Raw genomic sequence first — 23,602 nt, forward strand, 5'->3', positions numbered from 1 at the left:
CCTGATAGTCCCCCGCGCCATCCGCAATGACGCACTCGCGCGCGAGAAGGTCCGCATTGTACCGTTTTGCATCCCTTCCCTCGGATGCCTAAACTTGTGCCATTCCTCCCGGCCCAGGCTGCGAGCAGGGCAAGCGGCTCATCGGTACCGGAGCCAGTCTGCTGGTATGCTTTCGCGCTGAACGTGAACAATGGCCGTACACTCCGCCGGCCGTGCCGAGCGGCTGACAATCATGGTGCAACTGCAATCTCACGCCGGCGACGCGCTCGCCGGCCCTCACATCGCGTGGTACGTCTATGGACTGCGCTCGTTTCTTGCGCTCGTCGTGCTCGGCGCTTGCGCGTGGGGGGGCATGGCCCTCGCCTACCGCTGCCCTGGCCCAGCGGTTGTCCGGTATCCCGTTGTCGCCCTGTGGGTCGTACTCGGCGTTGCGGCGATCGTCGCCTTGCTGCGCGTGCGAGCAGGGGTGCCGCTCAGGGGCTGGCCGCTTGGCTTTCTGGTCGCGACGATCCTGCTGCTCAGCTGGTGGCACACGCTTAAGCCTTCCAACGACCGCAACTGGGCTGCCGACGTCGCGCAACTGCTCGCCCCTGAGCAGGACGGTTCGCGCATCACCCTGCACAACGTGCGCAACTTCGAATGGCGCACCGAGACCGACTTCACGCCGCGCTGGGAAACGCGCGAGTACGACCTTGACAAACTCGTAAGCGCCGATCTCGTGCTCTCGTACTGGATGGGCCCTGCCATTGCCCACACGCTGGTGTCGTTCGGTTTTTCGGACGGCAAGCGTGTCGTGTTCTCCATCGAGATTCGCAAGAAGCAAGGGCAGAAGTTCTCGGCGGTCGGCGGCTTTTTCAAGGACTTCGAAGCCACGCTGGTCGCCGCCGACGAGCGTGACATTCTGCGCGTGCGCAGCAATGTGCGCGGCGAAACGGTCTATCTGTATCGGCTCAACATTCCGCCCAAGGCGCTACGCGAAGTCTTCCTCGGCTACCTCGAACGGGCACGCGAACTGCGCCGCGAACCCGCCTGGTACAACACGCTCACCAGCAATTGCACGACCATCGTGTTCGAACTGGCACGCATCATCGCGCCGGGCCTGCCGCTCGACTACCGCCTGCTGCTGTCGGGCTACTTTGCCGAATACGCCTACGATCAGGGGGGGCTCACGCCAGGCTTCACCTACGCGCAACTGCATGAGCGCGGCAACATCGTCGCACGTGCGCTGGCGGCAGGCGACGCCCCCGACTTCTCGACGCTGATACGCCAAGGCGTGCCCGGTGACGACCCCAAGGTGAGGCCATGACGCGCACGACGGTCGCCCCGTCCATGCCAACCCACTGGCAACGCCAATGCCGGAAAGCCACCAGGCTCGGCGCGATGCTTTGGTTAGCGGCCCTGTCGGGTTGCGCCATGGTCGAAGTTCGCTCGCTCGGCCCGGAGCAGTACATCGCCATGAAGCGCGGCGACATTCTGTCCACGGGCAAGCTCAGCACATCGACCGACGATGTGATTCGCGTCGCGGGGCTCGACGGAACGATTTGCGCCAAGCCGTCGCTCGACTGTATCGATGCGCTGGGCCGCGCCAAGGAAATCGACGTCGACCGGCGTCTGGCCGCCATGGCCGAGATGTCGATGCAGCTTGCCATTGCCCAGACGCCAACGGGCGAAAAGCAATGGAACGACGCTCAGTTCGACCTCTGGCTGCGCTCCGCGCGCTATGCGTATGCCTATCTTTTCTACGGCGACCGGCCATCGAGCGAACGCGCCTTTGAAGACCGTCAGACGCAGGTACGGGACTACTACAACTTTGCCGTGCAGACGTTCTCCGTCGCGCTCTTTCGTCGCGTGCAGCAAACGGGCAAGGACCAGATCGCCGGGTGGACGTTGCCGGTCGACGCCAGCAGCGTGCGCTTCGCCGACGAGCGCATCCAGCCACGCGAGGTGTTGCCTGCATCCACCCTCTCGTTTGCGGGCTTGCGCAGCCCATACCGTCGCGACGGTTTCGGTGCGGAACTGGTCGCGGTGCTCGATGAAAAATCGGCCGCCGACGCCCTGTCGTCGGTCGGCCGTACCCCGGCACCGCGTGGCGACGCGTCGACCGGGCCCGATAACGACAACGTCTATTCGTCGCCCGACGAACAGCACAGCGGCGCGCACAACCATCGCGAGAGCCGTGCGTCGCGCGACTTTCGCCGCGCCACCGATCCCAATGCAGGGCCGGTATATAGCGAAATGCCGTCGCCATCGCTCACGCTGCTGCTTCGCTTCGACGGCACCACACTCGACGAAGTCCTGACCACGCATGTCGCCACGCTCGTCGTCTATGACCCGTACCGTCAGGCGTCGGTCGAGTTGAATCGTCAGACGGTGCCGCTGGCAGGCAACTTCACCGCCGGGTATGGCCTGTGGCTCGCGCGTTCGGGCTTTGCCGAGCAATCGTTACGCACGTTGTTTGGCCGCGACCGGGGGATCGTGCGTCCGCATATCTACCTGATGCAGCCCTTCGATCCGGGGCGCCGCGTCATTTTGATGCTGCACGGATTGGCGAGCAGTCCGGAAGCGTGGGTGAATCTCGCCAACGAAATTCAGGGCGACGCCACGCTGCGCGAACACTTTCAGGTCTGGCAGGTGTATTACCCGACGAATTCGCCGATTCTCGTGAATGCCATGGCGATCCGCAATGCGTTCGACGCGACCCTGAAGCACTTCGATCCGGACGGACTGTCTGCGGCGTCGCACGACGCCGTGGTCATCGGTCACAGCATGGGGGGCGTGATTGCCCGGCTGATGGTATCGAGTGCGCACGACGAGTTGTGGTCCGCCTTCCAGACCGACTACCACCTCGATGACGATCAGATCGACCGGGCGCGCGACCGACTCGATCCGTTGTTCCAGTTCAAGCCAGTGCCGCAATTCGAGCGCGCCATTTTCATCGCCGCACCGCACCGCGGCACGCCCTTTGCGCGCAATCGCCTGGGACGCTGGGTTTCCAACCTCATCAAGCTCCCCGTCACGCTGCTCTCGGGGATCGACGACGTGCTGCACTTCGCGACCGGCTCCGAAGACTCACCGTCCGAAGGCAAGACACGCTACGTGCCGAACAGCGTCGATCAGTTACGGGATACCGATCCCTATGTGGTGGCGGCCGCCGGGCTGAAGATCTCGCCGTCGGTGCAATATCACTCGATCATTGCGCGACGCGACCCCAAGGGGCCGCTGGAGACATCGAGCGACGGCGTGGTGCCCTACATGAGCGCCCATCTGGCCGGCGCGGCGTCGGAGCGCGTGATTGTCTCGGGCCATAGCGTGCAGGAAACCCCGCAGGCGATTCTCGAAATCCGCCGCATCCTGCATGAGGATGTCGACGAACTCGATCCGATCAAGCATCCGGGCCGTCCGGGACCGTTTCAGGCTATCGATCCCCCGCCCCTCGCCATTCCGGCGAAGCCCGGGACGCCAGCGAATCCCACGGCCGGTCGCCCCACGTCGCGTTGAGGGGGATCCGCGTCCTTAAGTAAGCATGGTGAGGAGCGCGTCTACGTCCGACCTGACGCACGCCCACCCGTCACGGCTGGCGTTTTCCGCGACCACCCAATGGCTTTGCCGCAGGCTTACGTGAACCCGAAGGAGGCTTGCCGGCGGGTTTGCCATGGGGCTTGGGCGCGCCAAACGGGTTACCGCTGGACACGCTTGCGTCTTTTCCCGGGCGCGTTACCGGCTTGCGCTTGTTCTCGCCACCTTGCGTGTGCGGCTGTTGACGCCGCACCTGAACAGCACCCGGCGTAACTTGCAACCCCTTGGGCTTCTTCGGCTTTTTGGGTTTCTTGATGATCTGCCCAGTCGCGCTCGTTTGCGGCACACGATGTTCGGCCTCAAAGCCCGGCTCCTCTTCCCGGGGCAACGTTTGCCGGATCAGCGCTTCGATCGCTGCGAGTTGCGGCGCTTCGTCGGCACACACGAGGGATACCGCCACCCCGCTCGCCCCGGCGCGACCCGTGCGGCCGATCCGGTGCACATAGTCTTGCGCCACGATCGGCAGATCGACGTTGATCACCAGTGGCAGGTCGTCGATATCCAGCCCGCGCGCAGCCACGTCGGTGGCCACAAGCATCGAGACTTCGCCCGTCTTGAAACGCTCCAGTGCGCGCAGGCGCGCGGGTTGCGGTTTGTCACCGTGGATGGTGTCGACCGCGTAGCCCGCTTCATCGAGGATGGCCGCCAGATACTCCACCCCGTTGCGCGTTTTGACGAACACCAGAGCATGCTCCCAGCGGTTTTCGGCCACCAGATGCATGAAGAGGTCGGGCTTGTTCTTTTTGTCCACCGGCACCACCCACTGCTTGACCTTGCTCGCGGTCGCATTGGGCGCGCTGACGCTGATGTCGACCGGGTCGCGCAGAATACTCGCCGCCAGGGTGCGGATTTCGTCGGAAAACGTGGCAGAGAACAGCAGGGTCTGGCGCTTCGCGGGCAAGGCAGCAAAGACGGCGTTCAGTTCGCGCGCAAAACCCAGATCCAGCATGCGGTCGGCTTCGTCCAGCACGAGCGCTTGTATCTGATCGAACTGCACGGCGTTCTGACGATGCAGGTCGAGCAAACGGCCCGGCGTGGCAACGAGAACATCCACGCCTTTGCGCAACTTCATCATTTGGGGATTGATACTGACGCCGCCATAGGCCGCCAGAAATCGCAGGTCCAGGCCTTTGCCGTAATCGATAAAGCTCTGTAGCACCTGTTCGGCCAGTTCGCGCGTCGGCACCAGCACCAGAACGCGTGCGCGGTTGCTCGACACGGCGGGCCCGTGCTGCACCAGCCGCTGCAACAGTGGCAGCGCAAAACCCGCCGTCTTGCCTGTGCCCGTCTGCGCCGCAGCCATGACGTCCTTACCGCTGAGCACAGCAGGAATCGCCTTGGCCTGTACCGGCGTGGGTGTCTGGTAGTTGAGATCCTGCAGATTGCGCTGCAAGGGATCCATCAGGCCAAGTGAGGCAAAAGACATGGGGGTATTCCGGGCTAAAACCGCAATTCTAGCGGTTACCACCCGCCCACAGCACGTCGCAGCGCCTCCCGGGCCCGAAATCCGATGCTCGTCGACTCAGGCAACGGCGTTGATCTGAATGTGATAAACGCCCCACGGGCAAAGCGAGAACCGCTCCTTGAGCGGTTTGCCCGCGAGCAAGGGAATCTGCGCCGGGTCATAGACTGCCCACAACGGCCCCAGACCGCCGAGCGGGAGCGGCTTGTCGTCGAGATGCGTGGCGAGCAGGAACCGATAGTTGCGAACCTGCTCAAGCGTGGTCGAAACGATATACCCGTCGATGGCGCGCAGCAGCACCTGCGTTTGGGCGTTACCGGGGACACCCGCTTGCGCGAGCACATCGATCAGATGCGGACCTCGCAGCGTATGTGGCTTGGCATCGTATTCCAGCGTGGGGCGGATCGTCTGCGTGGGCAGGCGCGCGAGCATACCGAAATCGAAGGCATAGGCGGCATCGAAGCGCACCAGTTGCTTATGAAAAAGCTGATCGAGTGCCGGATCGACAGGCCCTCGATTGCGCTGCCGGATGGCGCCACTGATCGTGACGAGCGGCGTAGTGGGCGATCCCGACGAACCGGCTGCCTTGGCGAACGCCGGCACCGACGCGCCGAGTGCGGCTGCACCAGCCAGAAATTCTCTTTTTTTCATGAGGGTTGCCGAAGGTGATGACGCATGACGGCACCCGCGCCGCAGCGTCGCCCGAGCGTATCACGAAGGCGCTACAGTCCTTCACCCAGACAAAAGCTGGCGGCAGTGAATGTGCTCGCCCACGGGCATCCGCCCAAAAGGCCTGCGGCGCGCGCCCCTACATCGGCATCACATGAAAAATCCTCGCTAAGTCATTGATTCACAGTGGCTTTGCATGGCATAGTCGCGCGGGCGTACATCGTCGCAACCTAAGTGTCTCCTAAGTTTCGCGCGCTATCGTGCGCCCGTGCCATCCTCGGTGACTGGCGGAATATCGGGCGCGGGCCGTGGTGGCCGGGCCGGAACGTGTTTGGAAAACCATGCGGATATTGCTCGTAGAAGACGACACCATGATCGGTGAGGCCATGATGCAGGCGCTCAAGGACGCCTCGTATGCGGCCGACTGGTGCCGCGACGGCGATGCCGCGCTGGCGGCACTCGCCGCCCATGCCTACGATCTCATGCTGCTCGACCTGGGCCTGCCCGGCCGTGACGGCTGGGAAGTGCTGCGCGCCCACCGCGGCGCAGGCGGGCACACGCCGATCATCGTCGTGACGGCCCGCGACGGTGCGGAGGACATCATTCAGGGGCTCGATCTCGGGGCCGACGACTTCGTCGTGAAACCGTTCGAAGTCGGTGAGTTGCTCGCGCGCATGCGCGCGGTGATCCGTCGCCAGGCAGGCGTGGCCGTGCCGGTACTGACCAACGGCGCCCTCGCGCTCGATCCCGCGACCCATCAGGCAAGCTACGGCGAAAACAGCTGCGTGCTCTCGGCGCGCGAATACGCGTTGCTCCACGCGCTGATGCTGCGCCCCGGCACGATCCTCTCGCGCGACGCGCTGGAACACCGCTTGTACGGCTGGGGGGAAGAGATCGAGAGCAACATGATCGACTTTCTGATCCACTCGATTCGTAAAAAGCTCGGTGCGGATGTCATCCGCAATATCCGTGGCGCAGGCTGGCTGGTGCCCAAGGCATGATGCGCTCGTTGCAGTCCCGGCTGGTGGTCACGCTCTCGGCTTGCGCGCTGGGACTGGCCATCGTCGCGGGCTTCGTGTCGTATGGGTCGGCGTTTCGCGAAGCGTACCGATTTCAGGACGATCAACTGCTGCAACTGGCTGCCCTCGTCGATACGCGCAATCTGGCTGCCGCCGACAGCGCCATGCACGGGCTGCCGATTCAGGATCACGATTACCGGCTGACGGTTCAGCGCCTTGGCGGCACCTTCCCGGTCACCCTCGCCGACGGCTTTCACACGGTGAGCACGGGCGACCACACATGGCGGGCGTTCGTGCGCACGATCGCACCGGAATTGCGCATCGTCGTTGCCCAGCCGACGGAAGGCCGTAACGAGATCGCCCGTAACAGTGGCCTGCGCACCGCGCTGCCCTTCGTGGGTTTCGTGCCGTTGCTGATCGGCGCCATTGTCGTGACGGTACGCCGCGCATGGCGGCCGGTACAACGTCTGGCCGACGAAATCGATACGCGGCGAGATATCGACCTGCATGCCATCGATACCCAGGGTGCTCCCACGGAAATCGAGCCGTTCATCGTCTCGATCAATCGCCTGCTGGCCCGGCTGGCCAAGGCGCTCGACGAGCAGCGCCGGTTCGTTGCCGACGCAGCCCACGAATTGCGCTCGCCCGTCACGGCGCTCGTGATCCAGTCCGAGAACCTCGACCGGGCACTCGCGCCAGCGGGGCTCGACACGGAAACGCGCAATCGCCTCACCAAGCTCAAGAGCGGCTTGCAGCGCACGCGTACCCTGATCGAACAACTGCTGACACTCGCCAGAGCGCAAAGCGCCCCGACGGTCGCCGCCGCCCCGCTCACGCTGCTGCCCGCCGTGCATGAGGCGCTCGAAGACGTGTTCGTCCTTGCCGACCGCAAGCAGATCGTGCTCGACCTGATCGATGCGTCGTCGAGCGTGCCCGGCCGCTCCCATCTGCGGGTAACGGGATCGAAACGCGATATTGTCACGCTGCTAAGTAATCTTGTTGGCAACGCCGTGCGTTATACCCCTGCGGGCGGCACCGTCTCGGTCCGTCTGTCGGCGACAGGCGCCGACGTGGTCATCGACGTGATCGACTCGGGCCCCGGGATCGACGCCGACAAACGCGAGCGCGTGTTCGATGCGTTTTACCGGGCGACCGAGCAACGAGACTCGCGCGAGCATGGCGGCGAAGGAACCGGGCTGGGCCTGGCTATCGTGCGCGCCATCGTCGATCGCCTCGGCGGGCAGGTTGTTCTGAAGGACGCCAGCCCGACACCGCCGCGCGGTCTTCATGTCCGCGTCTCGTTACCGAACCCCGACGTCACCTCCAACCCCAGCCCCTGAGCGTCGTTGGCCAGACGCCTCACATTGACCCTATTCATCAAGACCGGAAGCCTCGCATTCATGTCCACACGCCCTCAACGTGACGCCGGGTTAGAACCCTGGCCGATCTCTCCCGCCGCCTTGCTGTGGCTGCTCGCCGTGTTCGCTCTGGTTTGGTTTGGCGTATTGAACCTGCGCCACCTGATCCCGAGCGACGAAGGCCGCTACGCCGAAATGGCGCGCGAAATGCTTGCCACGGGCGACTGGGTCACGCCGCGCTACAACGGCTATCTGTACTTCGAGAAACCGCCCCTTCAAACCTGGATGAACGCGCTGACGTTCATGATCTTCGGCCTGGGCGACTGGCAGGCACGCCTGTGGACCGCCCTGACCGGGTTCGGCGGCGTGCTGCTGGTCGGCTACACCGGGCGCCGCGTGTTCAGCGCGCGCGCGGGCTTCTTCGCCGCGCTCACGCTGGCGAGCGCCCCACTGTGGAGCTTGCTCGGTCACTTCAACGTGCTCGACATGGGCCTGTCGTTCATGATGACGCTGGTGCTGTGCTCGCTGTTGTTGGCGCAGCGCCCGGGGCTCACCGACACGCAGACCCGCTACTGGATGTGGTTGTGCTGGGCCGCGATGGGGCTGTCGATCCTGAGCAAAGGACTGATCGGCGTGGTGTTGCCGGGCGCCGTGCTCGTGATCTACACGCTGATTTCGCGCGACTGGGCGCTGTGGAAGCGTCTGCATATCGTCAGCGGTCTGATCGTTTTGCTCGCCGTGACAGTGCCATGGTTCGCCGCCGTGATGGCGCGTAACCCGTCGTTCTTCGACTTCTTCTTCATCAACGAACACTTCAACCGCTTCCTGAAACCGGATCACCACCGCCCTGGCGCACTGTGGTATTTCGTGCCGGTGCTGATCGTCGGCTTCCTGCCGTGGCTGTCGATGGTCCCGCGCGCCTTCTCCGCGTCGCGCGCCATTCCCCGTCAGGCCAACGGCTTCCGTCCGGTGCTGATGACAACGGTCTGGGCCGTCTTCATCTTCTGCTTCTTCTCGCTGTCGCACTCGAAGCTCATTTCCTACGTGCTGCCGATCGTGCCGGCCATTGCGCTGCTTATCGGGCTGGGCATTGCAGGCATCTCGCGGGAATCGCTGCGCAAGCATCTCATCGTGTCCGCCGTGTTGTTCGTTGCCACGATCGTGACGTGTCTGGTATTCCTTTCCCATCACTCGGACAGCCGTAATCCGGTGGAAGCCTATCGCGCGTTCTCGTATTACCTGTACGCGGCGAGCATCGTCGGCCTGATCGGCATCGGCATCACCCGCTGGCTGAGTCAGCGCAGCACCAAGCAGGCGCTCATCGCCTTCGCGGGAACATGGCTGGCCTTCACGATGATCGGCGGCACCGGCCACGAAGCCTTCGGACGCGCGAGTTCGGGGATCGATCTGGTGCCTGCTGTGCGTGCGGAAATGGATCGTCTGGGACCGGACACGCCGTTCTACTCGGTCGGTACGCTCGATCACACCATGCCGTATTACCTGCGTCAGCCCATGACGATGGTGGCCGTGCAGGACGAACTGGAGTTCGGTATCTCGCAGGCGCCGGATAGCTGGATTCCGACGCTCGCCAAGTTCGCCGATGTCTGGATGGCTGCGCCCAAGGCCCTCGCGCTGGTCGATCCGGAGAAGTTCACGGTGCTCGAAACGCTCGGCCTGCCGATGAAGGTCATTGCCCGCGACAACCGCCGCGTGATCATCGAGAAGCCCTCCGACGCACCGTCTCCCGCAGCCAACTGATTGCGGCAGCGGCCATAAAAAAACGGCTGAGGGCGATATCTTGCCCTCAGCCGTTTTTCTTTTACCGTCAGAGACTTGCCCGTCTTACCTCAAGTCACTTCGACTTCTTCTTGCCGTCCACAGGTTTGGCCGGCCCCACCGAGACACCCGCCTCGGCGGTCAGCATCAGGAACGTGAAGGTCTCTTCGAGGTACAGGCGAACCGTAGTCGCCGTGTGATCGAGGTAGCCGATCGAGACATCCTGACCGATGTGCATCTCGTAATCGCCGCCGCGCGTCGACAGGATGCAGCCGCCGTCGATGGCCGGGGCCCAGATGATCTCGCCGCTCACGATGTGTCCGATGTGCTCGAGAATCGGGTAGCCCTGATCGTTGGCTTCGGTCACTGCCGTGTAGGCATCGGCCCCCAGCAACACGCTGTACGGACCGTCGACCCCTTCCAGACGCAACTGCTCCAGCGCCTTGGCGATCACGGTCGGATAGTCGGCGATGTTGGCCGGCAGCGGCAACACCGGGTTCGAAGTGCCTTCGCGCACGCCCGTGATGTGTGCGGCTTTGTAACCGTCGAAAATCGCGCGGTCTTCCGCGTAAGCCAGCTTGATGGCCGCATCTTTGGCGGGTTGCCAGTCGGAGTCGTTGGCGCCGCGCTCGACATCGTCGATGGCCTCGCGCGACAGCTCGAACGGGACACGCAAGGCCACAAGCGGCATCACTTCGCGCTGACGCGCGCCCACGCCGTCGAGCGGCGCGTCGATGGCCTTTTGATGGCCGGTGCCAACGCCCGCGAGCGCCAGGCCGCCCGGCCCCTTGACGTCGACCACACGACGGCCGGCGACCGTGCGCTTGAACGTGCGAGCCACCTCTTCTTCGATCTGCGCCCAGGCGGCGTTCGAAATGGGGGCCAGTTCGCGATGCAGGTTATTCATGCCTGAGAAACTCCTTTAAGCGATCCGATTTGCAACGAGCCGTCCGCGGGGGCGGCGCTCGGTGGGGTGAGAGACGATACCGTGACGTCGACCACAGGCGTTGCCGTCGACGTCGCATCGATCAGAGTCTTGATTGCCGTCGATTCCGTGGCGGCCGCCACCGGCGCCTCGCGCTCGGCGAGCGCTTCGAGCAACGGTGCCGACGGCACGAAGAACAGCCCGCCCGTGACAGCGCTGCTGAAGTCGAGCAAGCGATCGTAATTGCCGGGCGGACGCCCCACGAACATGTTCTCGAGCATCTGCTCGATAGGTGCCGGGGAGCGGGCGTAACCAATGAAGTAGGTGCCGAATTCGGCCGAACCTGGGCGGCCGAACGGCATGTTGTCGCGCAGGATCTTGATTTCCTTGCCATCTTCCTCGAGCGTGGTCAACGCGCTGTGCGACCAACTGGGCTTCACGCCCTCATCGAGTTCGACGTCGGAGAGTTTGGTCCGCCCGATGATGCGCTCCTGCGCCTCGACCGGCAGTGCGTTCCAGCCCGTCATGTCATGCAGATACTTCTGCACGAGCACGTAGCTGCCGCCCTCGAATTCGGGATCCTCGTCGCCCATCACCGTGAATTCGAGCGCTTCCTTGCCCTCGGGGTTCTCGGTGCCATCGACGAAACCGACCATACTTCGCATATCGAAATAGCGGAAGCCATGCACCTCGTCGACCACGGTCACGGCGTCGCCCAGCTTGTTCAGCATGAGCGTCGCGAGATCGAAACAGAGATCCATCTGATCGGCGCGGATGTGCAACAGCAGATCGCCGGGCGTGGCCGGCGCATGGCGCTTGCCCGAGCCAAATTCACGGAACGGATGCAGCTCGGCCGGACGCGGATCGCCGAACAGGCGGTCCCAGGCGTTGTCGCTGAAGCCCACCACACACGACAAATTGCCGGACGGCACGCGTTTGCCGACCGAGCGGACGTAGGCGGCAGCATCCGCACACCAGCCCCGCACGTTCGCGTGAGCCGCGTCGTCATCACGAATGGTCGCAACAAGGAAGATGGCGCTGCGGGTCACGGTGCCGGACACCGGCTGGGGTTCTGGAGGAGATGTCGGACGTTCGGTCATTGCTTTCCTGCGTGGGACTGGGGTTCTCGACGCCGGTACCGTCACTTCGGCCGGAACAGCGGGCCATAGGCTATCGGGCGGCGACTTTTGGTATGTCAACTTTATAACGCAACACACCGTAATATGCCACTCCCATCGGCAGATCGGCGAGCAAAGCCTTGTGCGATGCGGCTTTGCAAGGGATGACGTCATTTATGGCAATTTCGCCATTTTGGCGCCATTTTGGCGTTGGGGGTGCGCCCCTACCATGGCGGCGTTCCTTCCGGTACCGGCACGACGCGGCTGCGCGCGTGCCGGACGGCCCTTGTCCGTACGCCTGCGACTGCGCCCGAGCGCGTCTGAATCATGTGGATTGTCAACGTTGCGCTCAAACGGCCCTACACGTTCATCGTGATGGCCATCCTGATCCTGCTCGCCACACCGCTCGCGCTCATGCGTACCCCGGTCGACGTGCTGCCGGAAATCAACATCCCGGTGATCAGCGTCATCTGGACCTACAACGGCCTGTCCGCACAGGACATCGCCGACCGGATGATCTCCGGCAACGAACGCGGGCTGACGACCACCGTCAACAACATCGAGCACATCGAGTCGCAATCGTTGCCCGGCATCGGCATCATCAAGATCTTCCTGCAACCCACGGCCAACATCCAGACGGCCATTGCGCAAGTCGTCGCCGTCGAACAGGCACAGGTCAAGCAGATGCCGCCGGGGGCCACGCCGCCGCTCGTCATCAGTTACTCCGCGTCGTCGATCCCGGTAATGCAGCTCGGCCTGTCGAGCCCGAGCCTCTCGGAGCCGGCGCTTAACGACACGGCGCTCAACTTCCTGCGCCCGCAACTGGTGACGATTCCCGGGGCCGCCGTGCCTTATCCGTATGGTGGCAAGACGCGGTTGATTTCGGTCGACATCGACACGCGTGCCCTGCTCGCCAAGGGATTGACGGCGCAGGACGTGGTGGCCGCCGTGAACGCTCAGAACCTGATTCTGCCCACCGGCACGGCGAAGATCGGGCCGCGCGAGTACACCGTCGACATGAACGGTTCGCCACCGACAGTCGAAGGGTTGAACAACATCCCGGTGCGCACGGTCGCCGGCGCCACCACCTATTTGCGTGAAGTCGCGCACGTGCGCACGGGCTTCTCGCCGCAGACGAACATCGTGCGCCAGAACGGCCAGCGCGGCGTGCTGATGTCGATCATGAAGACGGGCGACGCGTCGACCCTGTCGGTGGTCGACTCGCTCAAGGCCTTGCTGCCCGAGGCGCGTGCCGCCCTGCCGTCGGACCTGCATATCTCGGCGCTGTTCGACCAGTCGGTCTTCGTGAAGGCGGCCGTGCAGGGCGTGATTCACGAAGCGCTGATCGCCGCTGCGCTCACCGCCGCCATGATTCTGCTGTTCCTCGGCAACTGGCGCAGCACCTGCATCATCGCCATCTCCATCCCGCTCTCGATTCTCTCGTCGCTGCTCGCGCTGCATGCGTTGGGCCAGACGATCAACATCATGACGCTCGGCGGGCTGGCGCTCGCAGTGGGGATTCTGGTCGACGATGCGACCGTGACCATCGAGAACATCGAGCGCCATCTTCATATGGGGACACCGCTGCACAAGGCGATTCTCGACGGCGCGGGCGAAATCGCCGTGCCGGCGCTCGTCTCCACGCTGTGTATCTGTATCGTGTTCGTGCCGATGTTCTTCCTCACGGGGGTGGCACGTTACCTGTTCGTGCCGCTCGCCGAGGCCGTGGTGTTCGCCATGCTGGCGTCGTACATCCTCTCGCGCACGCTGGTGCCTACGCTCGCGATGCTGCTCATGGGACACGCGCATCAGGCCGATCCGAACGCGAAGCCCGGGGCGTTTCGCCGCATTTACCTGCGCTTCGACGCCGGCTTCGAGCGCATGCGCGCCGCGTACATCGTCGTGCTCTCGATGCTGCTGGTACGCCGACGCGTCTTCGCCACCGGCTTCCTGGCCTTCTGCATTCTGTCGATGGGACTGGTGTTCGCGCTGGGCGCCGACTTCTTCCCGAGCGTGGATGCCGGCGACATTCGCATGCATATGCGTGCGCCGACCGGCACTCGCATCGAGGAAACGGCGCGTCTGGCCGACGAGGTCGAGAAAGTGGTGCGAGAGGTCGTGCCCGCCAGCGAACTGGAGACGATACTAGACAATCTTGGCTTGCCCTACAGCGGCATCAACCTCTCGTACAGCAACGCCGGCACCATCGGCACACTCGATGGCGAGATCCAGATCGCACTGACGCCGGATCATCGCCCCAGTGCGACTTACATCGACAAGCTGCGTGCCCTGCTACCGCAGCGTTTCCCCGGCGTGGAGTTTTTCTTCCAGCCAGCGGACATCGTCACGCAGATTCTCAACTTCGGTCTGCCCGCCGCGATCGACATTCAGATCAGCGGCAACCAGCAACTGGCGAATTTCGATGCCGCCACCAAGCTGCTCAAGCAGGTGCGTCAGGTGCCGGGCACCGTCGACACGCACATCCAGCAACGAGTGAACGCACCGACGCTTCACCTGAATATGGACCGCACCCGGTTGCAGCAACTCAATCTGAACGCCAACGCCGTCGCCCAGAACGTGCTGATCTCGCTCTCGGGCAGTTCGCAGACGTCGCCGGGCTTCTGGTTCAACAGCCAGAACGGTGTGGAGTACAGCCTGTCGGTGCAGTCGCCGCAGTACCGCATCAGCTCGATCGACGATCTGCTTCGTCTGCCGGTCGCGGGCACCGCCAACAACGGTCAGCCCCAACTGCTCGCCAACTTCGTGAAGGTTGAACCGAAGCAGCAGTTCGCCGTGGTCAGCCACTACAACATCCGTCCGGTGATCGACATCTTCGTGAGCGTGGAAGGCCGGGATCTGGGCAGCGTGGCGGGCGACATCGACAAGCTGGTCGCGCAGGCCCGCAAGGATCTGCCGCGGGGTAGCCAGATCACCGTGCGCGGTCAGGTCAGCACGATGCAAAGCTCGTATCTCGGGCTGGGCGTCGGGGTGGCGATGGCCATCGTGCTCGTCTATCTGCTGATCGTGGTGAACTTCCAGTCGTGGGTCGATCCGCTCATCATCGTGAGCGCCCTGCCCGCTGCCCTCGCCGGCATCGTCTGGATGCTCTTTCTCTCCGGCACCCGACTGTCGGTGCCGGCACTCACGGGGGCCATCATGACGATGGGCGTGGCAACGGCCAACAGTATTCTCGTGGTCGCGTTTGCACGACAGCGCATGGAAGCCGGCATGGCGCCGCTCAAGGCCGCCCTGGAAGCCGGGGCCAGCCGGATACGCCCGGTACTGATGACAGCGCTCGCGATGATCATCGGCATGGTGCCCATGGCGCTTGGACTGGGCGAAGGCGCCGAGCAAAACGCGCCGTTGGGCCGCGCGGTGATCGGTGGCCTGCTGTTCGCCACGGTCTCGACGCTGTTCTTCGTGCCGCTGGTGTTTGCCGGTATTCATACGCGGCTCGTGCAGAGAAAGGCGCGCAAGGCAGAACGGAACGGCGGCAATCCGCATGCATAACGCCAAGCACACGCCACGACCGGCTTTCCCCACACCAGATACCAAGTTTTAACGGGCTGAACGACATGACCGAGAAACATCACGCCGAACTGGCCATTCCCGAGCACGATCCTGCCGATGGCCGGCAACTGCCGCCGCGTCGCGGCGAATTCCGGCGCGCAAAGATCGTGCTCATCGTGGTGGCGGTGTTGCTGGTGGCGGGCGCCGCACGTACCACGCTCTCCAACGCACTGCAACGCCGCGAGGTCGCCCGTGTGACGACCGAGAACGCCCGGCAATACGTGAGCGTCGTCACGCCGCAGGCGACCGAAGCGAGCGAAACGCTGCTGCCCGCCACGTTGCGCGGCGCGGTTGAGTCGCCCATCTACGCCCGGGCGACCGGCTATCTGCTGCATCGATATGTGGACATCGGTGCCCGCGTGAAGCAAGGTCAGTTGCTGGCCGACCTCGACACGCCGGAAATCGATCAGGAACTGGCGCAAGCCGTGGCGCAGCGCAACCAGATCAGCGCCAGCCTCGGGCTCGCGAAATCCTCGCTCGAGCGTTGGCAGCAACTGCGTCAGCGCGACGCGGTCTCTCAGCAGGAACTCGATGAGCGTCAGAGCACCTACACGCAGGGCACCGCCAATTTGGCGGCCGCCGACGCCAACGTCAAACGACTTCAGCAACTCGAGTCGTTCAAGCGGATCGTCGCCCCCTTCGATGGGGTGATCACCCAGCGCAATGTCGACGTCGGCGACCTGATCGATGCCGGCAGCGGCAACAGCCGCGCGTTGTTCTCGCTCGCGCAGACAGACCCGCTGCGGGTGTACGTTCAGGTGCCGCAGGCCTATGCGCAAGGCGTGAGCGTGGGGCAACCCGTCGTGGTAACGCAAGCCGAACTGCCCGGCGAGCACTTTCAGGGCAAGATCACGCATGTGTCCGGCGCCATCGACGTGGCGACCCGCTCGCTGCAAATCGAAGCCGCGCTGCCGAATCCCGACGGCAAACTCCGCCCCGGCGCCTACGTGCAACTCGCACTGCCCAGTGCCGTGCAGGCGCACCTGAGCGTGCCCGCCAACGCCCTGCTGTTCCGCGCCGAAGGCCCGCGCGTCGCGGTGGTCGACGATCAGGGCATCGTTCATCTGCACAAGATCGTGATCGCGCAGGACCTCGGACAGGCGCTTGAGCTGGCCGATGGCGTATCGGCGACCGACCGCGTGATCGTCAATCCCAGCGACTCCATCGACGACGGCGATCACGTTCAGGCCAAGGCGCTTGAAGTCAAGGGCGGCGCCAAGGCCGGTGCCAAGCCGCAGGGAGCGCAATCGTGAGCGCGCCTGTGCGCAGCACGCGCCTCGGCGTGACGCTGCTCGCCGCCACGGCGCTGCTCAGTGCCTGCGCCGTCGGCCCCGACTACCAACGTCCCGAGGTTTCGACCCCGCCGGACTGGAAAACCGACGGGTACTGGCGACTCGCGCAACCGTCGCGCGCGCCATTACAGCCCGATTGGTGGAAGGCGTTCCGGGAGCCGGCCCTCGACGCCCTGGAGACGCAGGCACTCGCCCAGAACCAGACGCTCGCCGCAGCCGTGGCGCACTACGATCAGGCACAGGCAACACTGTCCGGCATCTCGGCGCAGCGGTTGCCGGAAGTCGATGCGTCGTTCGGTCTGGCGCGTCAGCGAATCTCGGCGAACCGACCGGTCACAAGCTACTCGTCGAGCAGCATGTCCACCGTGCAGAACAACGTGCAGGTCGGCCTTGGCGTGAACTACGACACCGATCTGTTCGGCCGTATCCGGCGTCAGGTCGAAGGCGCGCGCGCCTCCGCCGAACAAGCCGGTGACGATCTGGCCAACGCACGGCTCGTGTTGACCACACAACTCGCCACCGCCTACTTTCAGTTGCGCGCGCTCGACGCCGAGATCAAGGTGCTCGACGAATCCGTGACGCTGCAACAGAAGGCACTCGACTATGTGAGCGCACAGCATGACTTAGGCGCCGTCTCGGGGCTGGATGTCCTTCAGCAACAATCGGAACTCGACACCACGCGAGTGCAGGCACGGCTGCTGCATCAGCAGCGCGACCAATATGAGCATTCGATTGCCGCGCTTGTCGGGGTGCCGGCGCCGGCATTCTCGGTGGCGACCGGCGCGTTGCCGGGAACCCTGCCGCCGATCCCGCTTGGTGTCCCGAGCGACATCTTGCAGCGCCGTCCCGATGTGGCATCGGCCGAGCGCAGCATGGCAGCAGCCAACGCGCAGATCGGGGTGGCGAAGGCGGCATTCTTTCCCAGCCTGACGCTTAACCCCGGGATTGGCTGGCAGAGTACCGAGTTCGCCAATCTGCTCTCGGCGCCGAGTCTGCTGTGGACCGTGGGCACGCTCGCCACGCAAGCGATCTTCGATGGCGGACGACGTCAGGCGGGCGTGGACTTCGCCAGCGCGGGCTACCGCGCCGTGGAGGCGAACTATCGTCAGACGGTGCTCACTGCGTTCCAGCAAGTGCAGGACGGCGTGGCCGGTCTGTCGGTGCTCGACGCCGCCGCGCACGAATCGCATGCCGCCGTCGTCGACGCGCAACGGCTTCTGAGTCTGGCTAACGACCGCTATTCAGGCGGTCTCACGGCGTATCTGAGTGTGATTACGGCGCAGCAGGGATTGTTGGCGAGCGAGCGTCAGGATGTTCAGATTCGCGCCCAGCAACTGGTCCTGTCGGTCGCGCTGATCAAAGCGCTGGGCGGCGGCTGGCAAGCGTCATCGGACACATCCTCTGACTCGTATAATGCGCAAAGATGAGGTGGCGACATGAAAGTACTGATCGTTGAAGACGAACACAAGGTAGTGGACTATCTGCGCTCCGGGCTGACCGAGCAAGGCTGGGTCGTCGATGTGGCGCTCGATGGCGAGGAAGGCACGCATCTGGCGCTGGAGTTCGACTACGACGTGATCGTGCTCGATGTCATGCTGCCCAAGCGCGACGGCTTCGCCGTGCTCGGCTCGCTGCGCGAACGCAAATCGACGCCAGTCATCATGCTCACGGCCCGCGATCATGTGAATGACCGTGTGCGCGGTCTGCGCGAAGGCGCCGACGACTATCTGACCAAGCCCTTCTCGTTCATCGAACTGGTGGAGCGTCTGCACGCCCTCGCCCGTCGCACGCGCGTGCAGGAATCGACGCTGATTTCGGTCGGCGACCTTTACGTCGACCTGATCGGCCGCCGTGCTACGCGCGATGGCCAGCGGCTCGATCTCACGGCCAAGGAATTCCAGTTGCTCTCGGTGCTCGCGCGCCGTCAGGGCGACATTCTGTCGAAGACAGCCATTACCGAACTGGTCTGGGACGTCAATTTCGACAGCCATACCAACGTGGTGGAGACAGCGATCAAGCGGCTGCGCGCCAAGCTCGACGGGCCGTTCCACACCAAGCTGCTGCACACGGTGCGCGGCATGGGCTACGTGCTGGAGGTGCGCGAGGCCTGACGGCCGCGCGCGAGCCGCGCCATGAAACACTCGATCTCCCGCCGACTTGCCGCCATGTTCGCCGTTGTGGCGCTGTCGGTGTTCGCGCTGGTGGGAGCCGCGCTCTACATGATGCTGCGCGTGCAACTGGAGCGGCATCTGCGCGAATCGCTCGACGACCGCGCACAGATCGCGCACATCATCGTCTATCACGGCGGCACCCCGGAGAAGTGGCAGATCGCTCGCGAAAAGCTCAGCGACATGACCCCGCGCGACGGCACCACGACTTATGCAGTGACGAGCGACGATCCGAAATACACCTTCGGCACGCCGGTGAGCGGCATGTTCGTCAAACGGCTGTCCAATGGTTACGTGCGACTCAAGCCCGACGGCGGCGGCGACGACATGCTGACGACGCGCGAAATCCTGCCGCCCTACGGCTCGCGGCCGGCCGTCGCCCTACAGGTGGCGGCCAGCTATTCGCCGAACGAGCGGACACTGCGCGCCTTCGGCCTGGGACTCGCAGCGCTCTCCGCGCTCGGGAGTCTTGGGGTGCTGCTGCTGAGTTATTCCGTCACACGTCTGGGCCTCGCGCCACTCACGCGTCTCACGCGCGAAGCCTCCGAAATCAGCCCGGATAATCGTTCGCAGCGACTCGACACCCGTTCGCTGCCCGTCGAACTCGACGATCTGACCCACTCGTTCAACGGCGCGCTGGCACGGCTCGACAGCGCGTATGAGCGGCTGGAATCGTTCAACGCCGACGTCGCGCACGAATTGCGCACGCCGGTCACGATCCTGATCGGGCAGACCGAAGTGGCGCTCACGCGCGATCGGCCAGTTGAGGATTTACGTGCGCTACTGCAATCGAATCTGGAAGAGCTGGGCCGCATGCGCACGATCATCAACGACATGCTGTTCCTCTCGCGCGCCGATCAGGGCGAACGTGCGACCGGGCTCACGGCGGTGTCGCTCTCGAGCGAAGCCGCGCACACGCTGGAGTTTCTGGAGATCCCGCTGGAAGAAGCCCAGACCACGGCTCGCCTGCATGGCAGCGCCGTCGCGCAAGTGAACAAAGCGCTTTTCGGGCGCGCGCTGGCGAATCTGGTGATGAATGCCGTCGAGCATTGTGCACCGGGCGCCAATATCGATGTCCGGATCAAGGCCAACGCCGACGATGTCCGACAGGTGAGCGTCGAGGTCTCCAACCCCGGCGCACCGATTCCGCCCGACGTGCTGCGCCATCTGTTCGACCGCTTTTACCGGGCCGAACCGTCGCGCACCAACAGTCGGGAGAATCACGGATTGGGATTGGCGATCGTCAAGGCGATTGCCGAAATGCACGGGGGCATGGTCTGGGCCCGCAGCGAGAGCGGACTCAACACCTTTGGATTCTCGGTGTCCACAGGGAGGGAAATCGGCACGCCATTTCTCGACACCGGGCTGCCCCACAGCCACGACGGCGTAACGTCCCAGTCTCCCCTCGTCCGTCAAATGCCCTGACGGCCGCCTTGCAGGCCGGCCATGTGCTGCATGGCATGGGGAGCGAAAACCGTCAGCGTCTCGCCCAACGCCTCACGGGCATAAGCGGCCGCGACCGTCATCCGCGCAAGCCGCGCGCGTAACTCCAGATTCTCCCGCTCCAGGTACTGCACGCGCTGCATGGCGTCTGCCACATCGGTGAGGGCATCGCCCGCCGGGTTGTGAGCGTCGGGCATGCCATCGAGCAGCGTCATGGCGCGCGCCAGGTTATGTTCCAATTGCTGCGCCCAGACAGACTGGCCGCCCGAGAGCGACGAGCCGAATGTCGGGGCCGCCGGAACTTCATACGCCGCACGCGCGCGCACGATGGCCTTCTGCACCGTACCGGCACTGGGACGGCGGGTCACGCCGGACTGTGCGATAAAGCGCAGATAAGTCTGTGCGCCGTAAATGCGATGCGCGGCCTTACATGCGTCTGCGAGAAACGCGTCGAGAAAGGCGGGGTTGTTGTGCGGATGTGCCGCATCGGCGTCACGTGCGGCGGCGAGCAAGGCAGCGTAGGTTGCATCGTCGAACTTCAAGGCGGAACGTGCCATCGCGATCTCCGGGTGCTTGCCGTATTCGGGGGGCTATGCGCGCCGATGGGCCATCGCTGGCGACATCGGCAACACCACAGTCGCGGGGACTACGGCAGGTAGTCCCCTTACACAACGTCAGGGCTTCGGGGCCGGTGCAGGCACCGGCGGCGTCCACTTACGCTTGGCGTTTGGGTCCTGCGTGACCGCAACGGCAACGGCCTCGGTGTAGTTCACCGTCACGGCATCGCCGACTTTCACGCCTTCGAGCAACTTCGGATCGTCCACGGCCACGTCGACGGTGCGCGACGGTCCACGCAGTGTCACGACATTCGCATTACGGTCGATCCGCTGTACGGTGGCCACGACTTTCAGGTTTCGTGCTGCATCGGCCGCCGGGCGCTGGCCCGGTGCAGCGCGATCGGCGCCTTCCGTCACGACACGGCTGCGAATACCATCGCCCGGCGCGACGGAAATGGCCACGGAGCGCTGATATGCCACGACCACTTTGTCACCCTTGCGCATCTGCTCGAAGTTCTGCACCTCCGGGCCGACGACGAACGTCACCGGTTTGCCGTGGTCGTCGGCCACTTGAATCGTGCGATTCTTGGCATCGACATTGAGCAGCGTGGTACGGAATTCGACCACACCGCCGCGCACGATAGGCGCCGGACGCGCTGCGTCCTGAGCATGCACCACCGTACCAAGCGACAACAGTCCGGCCAAAATCATGGCTTGCATAAGCTTCATGGTGAGTCCCTTTGTTATCGACGATATGCAATTCCCGCACGGGGATCGCAATTAGTTAATTGTCCGAAGAAAACAACGGGCTTGCAGTGACTTCGTGAAAACCCGAATGTTTCCGTTGGATGGTAACAAAATAATTCAAAGCTGCAATGTTATTTTGAGTTGCATGCGAAATATCTGCGAGATCGCGCGCTATTTAAATTACTCGCGAATCTCCATATGACGCCCCCTACCTCTCTATATATATGGGGAAACAAAGCATCGTCATTTGATATAGATCAACCCGTTTCTCGCCTCGACGCAGGAATCAAATCGCTTTTCCCGACAAAACGGATACAAGTTGTTACAAAATTACTCATGATGTTCAAGTAATTCTTAATCCGTTCGGATGATGTATTTGCGGCTTGACGATTTGCAATCCGAATTACTATTCTGAATCCTCATCGTTCTGGCGGCGCCGCACTGGCGCCGCGTTTGCACGTTGTCGTCGTCCCGTTCAATGCCGGTTTACGAATGAGGTCACACAGTGCCACTTCCACCCGCCCACCATGTCTTCCGACGACGCCCGCCCCGCCGGGCTGTACTGCCCCTCCTGATGAGTGTTCTGCTTGCCGCCGCCCCTGCCCTGGCGCAGGCCCCCGCCTCGGATAGCACACCGCCGGTGCAGGCCATGCCGGAGATGCAGCAAGTCGCCGTCGACGCTCTGACGTCCATGAGCCGGTATCTGCGTTCTCTGAAACGTTTTCACGTCGATGCCGATACGGTCACCGATGCCGTGTTGAGCACCGGCCAGAACGTAGGCTTTCTGCATCACACCGAAATGTCCGTTCAGCGCCCCGACAAGGTACGCGCCGTGGTGACAGGCCAAGCGCGCAATCGCGGGTTCGTCTACGACGGCAAGACTTTTACGCTGTATGACCAAACGCAGGGCAAGCGCTTCTACAGTCAGGCGAGTGCGCCCCCCACCGTCGACGCGTTAATTCGCGATATCGACGAAAAATACGGCGTAGGTCTGCCGTTGGCGGATCTCTTCTATTGGGGAATGGATGCAGACGACGCCGCACAACTGCGTTCGGCGCTCTTTATCGGACTGGATCGGGTCGGCGGCGAATGGTGCAACCATTACGCCTTTCAACAACCCGACGTCGATTGGGAATTATGGATTCGGGTCGGGTCGCGGCCACTACCGTGCCGTTTCGTGATCACGGATACTTCACAGCCTTCGCGCCCACGCCATTCGGTGAATTACCGCTGGGATGTGAATCCGACGTTCCCGGCGGGAACGTTCACCTATCGCGCCCCCGCTGGCGCGCAGCGCATCGAAATACGTCCGCCAGCCGCCATGCAGGACAGTGCGCCCGCCTCGGGAGGTTCGCAATGACTCGAGCAACCTCCCGCCTATCGAGCGGCAAGACGCCCAACAGATCCGGCGTTTCCACGCTAGCCCGTGCGACCTGCATCGCGGCGGCAACCCTAATTGCCCTGACGTCCACTGCCAGTCACGGATTCGGTTTCCGGGGCGGCGCGCGCACCAGCCTGCATGGTGGCGGCGCGGGTGGCGGCTTCCACGGCGGAGGCGCGCCCCACGAAGGCAACTTCGGCGCGGGCGGTGCACGAAGTGGCGCCCCCACACATGCCAACGCGGGCGGGCCTTCGGGTGGACCGCCACACAGTGGGGGGCAGCCTCCGGGCCCTCACCCCGGCCCCAATCCCTCACCGCCGTCACCCAATCCGGGTCCCCATCCGCCTGGCCCTGGCCCCAGTCCCGAGCCTCCGGGGCCGGGGCCGCACCCCCCACCGCCGCCTCCCGGACCGGGACCTGGGCCGGGCCCCCATCCTCCGCCGCCCCCGCCTGGACCGGGGCCGGGGCCCGGACCTCACCCGCCACCGCCGCCACCACCACCGCCCCCTCCACCACCACCTTACTGGGGCGGAGGATGGTA

17 protein-coding genes are annotated in these 23,602 nt (G+C 63.9%); 11 read left to right on the top strand and 6 right to left on the bottom strand.

Going from position 1 to position 23,602, the window contains the following annotated elements:
* The first annotated feature begins 232 nt into the window (after nucleotides 1–232).
* Both PI93_RS15785 and PI93_RS24725 read left to right on the top strand, forming a co-directional pair.
* A complete protein-coding gene (locus PI93_RS15785; protein ID WP_052240398.1) occupies nucleotides 233–1,306 on the top strand; it encodes an Lnb N-terminal periplasmic domain-containing protein in 1,074 nt (357 codons plus the stop codon).
* On the top strand, nucleotides 1,303–3,498 hold the full coding sequence (locus tag PI93_RS24725) for a lipase family alpha/beta hydrolase (RefSeq protein WP_236105808.1): 2,196 nt from the start codon (nucleotides 1,303–1,305) through the stop codon (nucleotides 3,496–3,498). Before PI93_RS15785 ends, PI93_RS24725 begins: the two co-directional genes overlap by 4 nt.
* A 70-nt stretch (nucleotides 3,499–3,568) precedes the next feature.
* On the opposite strand, the gene PI93_RS15795 is transcribed toward PI93_RS24725, so the two are convergent.
* Both PI93_RS15795 and PI93_RS15800 read right to left on the bottom strand, forming a co-directional pair.
* Nucleotides 3,569–5,002, bottom strand: coding sequence for a DEAD/DEAH box helicase (locus PI93_RS15795; RefSeq protein WP_039365578.1), 1,434 nt, complete (start codon nucleotides 5,000–5,002; stop codon nucleotides 3,569–3,571).
* 96 nt (nucleotides 5,003–5,098) lie between these two features.
* Nucleotides 5,099–5,689, bottom strand: a complete 591-nt coding sequence (locus tag PI93_RS15800; protein ID WP_039365576.1) for a molybdopterin-dependent oxidoreductase — start codon at nucleotides 5,687–5,689, stop codon at nucleotides 5,099–5,101.
* A gap of 359 nt (nucleotides 5,690–6,048) precedes the next feature.
* Here PI93_RS15800 and PI93_RS15805 point away from each other — a divergent pair, with 359 nt between their 5' ends.
* From PI93_RS15805 to PI93_RS15815, 3 genes are read left to right on the top strand one after another with little or no spacing between them, the layout of a single operon-like run.
* Nucleotides 6,049–6,708, top strand: coding sequence for a response regulator transcription factor (locus PI93_RS15805; RefSeq protein WP_039365574.1), 660 nt, complete (start codon nucleotides 6,049–6,051; stop codon nucleotides 6,706–6,708).
* Nucleotides 6,705–8,066 (top strand): sensor histidine kinase, encoded by a 1,362-nt coding sequence (locus PI93_RS15810; RefSeq protein WP_052240341.1) that lies wholly within the window; start codon nucleotides 6,705–6,707, stop codon nucleotides 8,064–8,066. Before PI93_RS15805 ends, PI93_RS15810 begins: the two co-directional genes overlap by 4 nt.
* 60 nt (nucleotides 8,067–8,126) lie before the next feature.
* Nucleotides 8,127–9,842 carry a glycosyltransferase family 39 protein gene (locus tag PI93_RS15815; protein ID WP_039365569.1) on the top strand — a complete coding sequence of 572 codons (1,716 nt, stop codon included), beginning with the start codon at nucleotides 8,127–8,129 and terminating at the stop codon, nucleotides 9,840–9,842.
* Nucleotides 9,843–9,936: 94 nt separating this feature from the next.
* Here the strand turns inward: PI93_RS15815 and PI93_RS15820 are convergent, their stop codons facing one another.
* Together PI93_RS15820 and PI93_RS15825 are read right to left on the bottom strand one after the other, a co-directional pair.
* Complete coding sequence (locus PI93_RS15820; protein WP_039375700.1) at nucleotides 9,937–10,767, bottom strand: family 1 encapsulin nanocompartment shell protein; 831 nt, start codon at nucleotides 10,765–10,767, stop codon at nucleotides 9,937–9,939.
* Complete coding sequence (locus tag PI93_RS15825; RefSeq protein WP_039375698.1) at nucleotides 10,764–11,885, bottom strand: Dyp-type peroxidase; 1,122 nt, start codon at nucleotides 11,883–11,885, stop codon at nucleotides 10,764–10,766. The genes PI93_RS15820 and PI93_RS15825 overlap by 4 nt, the downstream gene beginning before the upstream one ends.
* Nucleotides 11,886–12,230: 345 nt before the next feature.
* On the opposite strand from PI93_RS15825, the gene PI93_RS15830 reads away from it, so the two are divergent.
* The 5 genes from PI93_RS15830 to PI93_RS15850 all read left to right on the top strand — a co-directional run bounded on the left by PI93_RS15830 (nucleotide 12,231) and on the right by PI93_RS15850 (nucleotide 20,358).
* The gene (locus PI93_RS15830; protein WP_039375696.1) at nucleotides 12,231–15,413 is read left to right on the top strand and encodes an efflux RND transporter permease subunit; all 3,183 of its coding nucleotides are present in this window, start codon (nucleotides 12,231–12,233) and stop codon (nucleotides 15,411–15,413) included.
* 65 nt (nucleotides 15,414–15,478) lie between these two features.
* On the top strand, nucleotides 15,479–16,726 hold the full coding sequence (locus tag PI93_RS15835) for an efflux RND transporter periplasmic adaptor subunit (RefSeq protein WP_039375695.1): 1,248 nt from the start codon (nucleotides 15,479–15,481) through the stop codon (nucleotides 16,724–16,726).
* Nucleotides 16,723–18,192 (top strand): efflux transporter outer membrane subunit, encoded by a 1,470-nt coding sequence (locus PI93_RS15840; RefSeq protein WP_039375693.1) that lies wholly within the window; start codon nucleotides 16,723–16,725, stop codon nucleotides 18,190–18,192. The genes PI93_RS15835 and PI93_RS15840 overlap by 4 nt, the downstream gene beginning before the upstream one ends.
* A 9-nt stretch (nucleotides 18,193–18,201) precedes the next feature.
* Nucleotides 18,202–18,876 (top strand): heavy metal response regulator transcription factor, encoded by a 675-nt coding sequence (locus tag PI93_RS15845; protein WP_039375692.1) that lies wholly within the window; start codon nucleotides 18,202–18,204, stop codon nucleotides 18,874–18,876.
* A gap of 21 nt (nucleotides 18,877–18,897) precedes the next feature.
* Entirely contained in the window at nucleotides 18,898–20,358 is a 1,461-nt protein-coding gene (locus PI93_RS15850; RefSeq protein ID WP_080759518.1) for a heavy metal sensor histidine kinase, read from the top strand.
* On the opposite strand, the gene PI93_RS15855 is transcribed toward PI93_RS15850, so the two are convergent.
* Both PI93_RS15855 and PI93_RS15860 read right to left on the bottom strand, forming a co-directional pair.
* Nucleotides 20,346–20,933, bottom strand: coding sequence for a hypothetical protein (locus tag PI93_RS15855; protein ID WP_052241137.1), 588 nt, complete (start codon nucleotides 20,931–20,933; stop codon nucleotides 20,346–20,348). The genes PI93_RS15850 and PI93_RS15855 overlap by 13 nt on opposite strands.
* A gap of 117 nt (nucleotides 20,934–21,050) precedes the next feature.
* Nucleotides 21,051–21,662: a hypothetical protein gene (locus tag PI93_RS15860; RefSeq protein ID WP_052245655.1), complete on the bottom strand. Its 612-nt coding sequence runs from the start codon at nucleotides 21,660–21,662 to the stop codon at nucleotides 21,051–21,053.
* Nucleotides 21,663–22,254: 592 nt separating this feature from the next.
* On the opposite strand from PI93_RS15860, the gene PI93_RS15865 reads away from it, so the two are divergent.
* Nucleotides 22,255–23,040, top strand: coding sequence for a DUF2092 domain-containing protein (locus tag PI93_RS15865; protein ID WP_052241135.1), 786 nt, complete (start codon nucleotides 22,255–22,257; stop codon nucleotides 23,038–23,040).
* Nucleotides 23,041–23,602 lie beyond the last annotated feature (562 nt).

The organism is Pandoraea fibrosis (assembly GCF_000807775.2).
GTDB classification, from domain to species: domain Bacteria; phylum Pseudomonadota; class Gammaproteobacteria; order Burkholderiales; family Burkholderiaceae; genus Pandoraea; species Pandoraea fibrosis.

Bases quoted from the DNA above. Each gene is read 5' to 3' on its own strand.
- PI93_RS15845 (WP_039375692.1), top strand. From the start codon at position 18,202: ATGAAAGTACTGATCGTTGAAGACGAACACAAGGTAGTGGACTATCTG.
- PI93_RS15805 (WP_039365574.1), top strand. From the start codon at position 6,049: ATGCGGATATTGCTCGTAGAAGACGACACCATGATCGGTGAGGCCATG.
- PI93_RS15825 (WP_039375698.1), bottom strand. From the start codon at position 11,885: ATGACCGAACGTCCGACATCTCCTCCAGAACCCCAGCCGGTGTCCGGC.
- PI93_RS15820 (WP_039375700.1), bottom strand. From the start codon at position 10,767: ATGAATAACCTGCATCGCGAACTGGCCCCCATTTCGAACGCCGCCTGG.
- PI93_RS24725 (WP_236105808.1), top strand. From the start codon at position 1,303: ATGACGCGCACGACGGTCGCCCCGTCCATGCCAACCCACTGGCAACGC.
- PI93_RS15835 (WP_039375695.1), top strand. From the start codon at position 15,479: ATGACCGAGAAACATCACGCCGAACTGGCCATTCCCGAGCACGATCCT.
- PI93_RS15785 (WP_052240398.1), top strand. From the start codon at position 233: ATGGTGCAACTGCAATCTCACGCCGGCGACGCGCTCGCCGGCCCTCAC.
- PI93_RS15860 (WP_052245655.1), bottom strand. From the start codon at position 21,662: ATGAAGCTTATGCAAGCCATGATTTTGGCCGGACTGTTGTCGCTTGGT.
- PI93_RS15865 (WP_052241135.1), top strand. From the start codon at position 22,255: ATGAGTGTTCTGCTTGCCGCCGCCCCTGCCCTGGCGCAGGCCCCCGCC.
- PI93_RS15810 (WP_052240341.1), top strand. From the start codon at position 6,705: ATGATGCGCTCGTTGCAGTCCCGGCTGGTGGTCACGCTCTCGGCTTGC.
- PI93_RS15800 (WP_039365576.1), bottom strand. From the start codon at position 5,689: ATGAAAAAAAGAGAATTTCTGGCTGGTGCAGCCGCACTCGGCGCGTCG.
- PI93_RS15850 (WP_080759518.1), top strand. From the start codon at position 18,898: ATGAAACACTCGATCTCCCGCCGACTTGCCGCCATGTTCGCCGTTGTG.
- PI93_RS15830 (WP_039375696.1), top strand. From the start codon at position 12,231: ATGTGGATTGTCAACGTTGCGCTCAAACGGCCCTACACGTTCATCGTG.
- PI93_RS15795 (WP_039365578.1), bottom strand. From the start codon at position 5,002: ATGTCTTTTGCCTCACTTGGCCTGATGGATCCCTTGCAGCGCAATCTG.
- PI93_RS15855 (WP_052241137.1), bottom strand. From the start codon at position 20,933: ATGGCACGTTCCGCCTTGAAGTTCGACGATGCAACCTACGCTGCCTTG.
- PI93_RS15815 (WP_039365569.1), top strand. From the start codon at position 8,127: ATGTCCACACGCCCTCAACGTGACGCCGGGTTAGAACCCTGGCCGATC.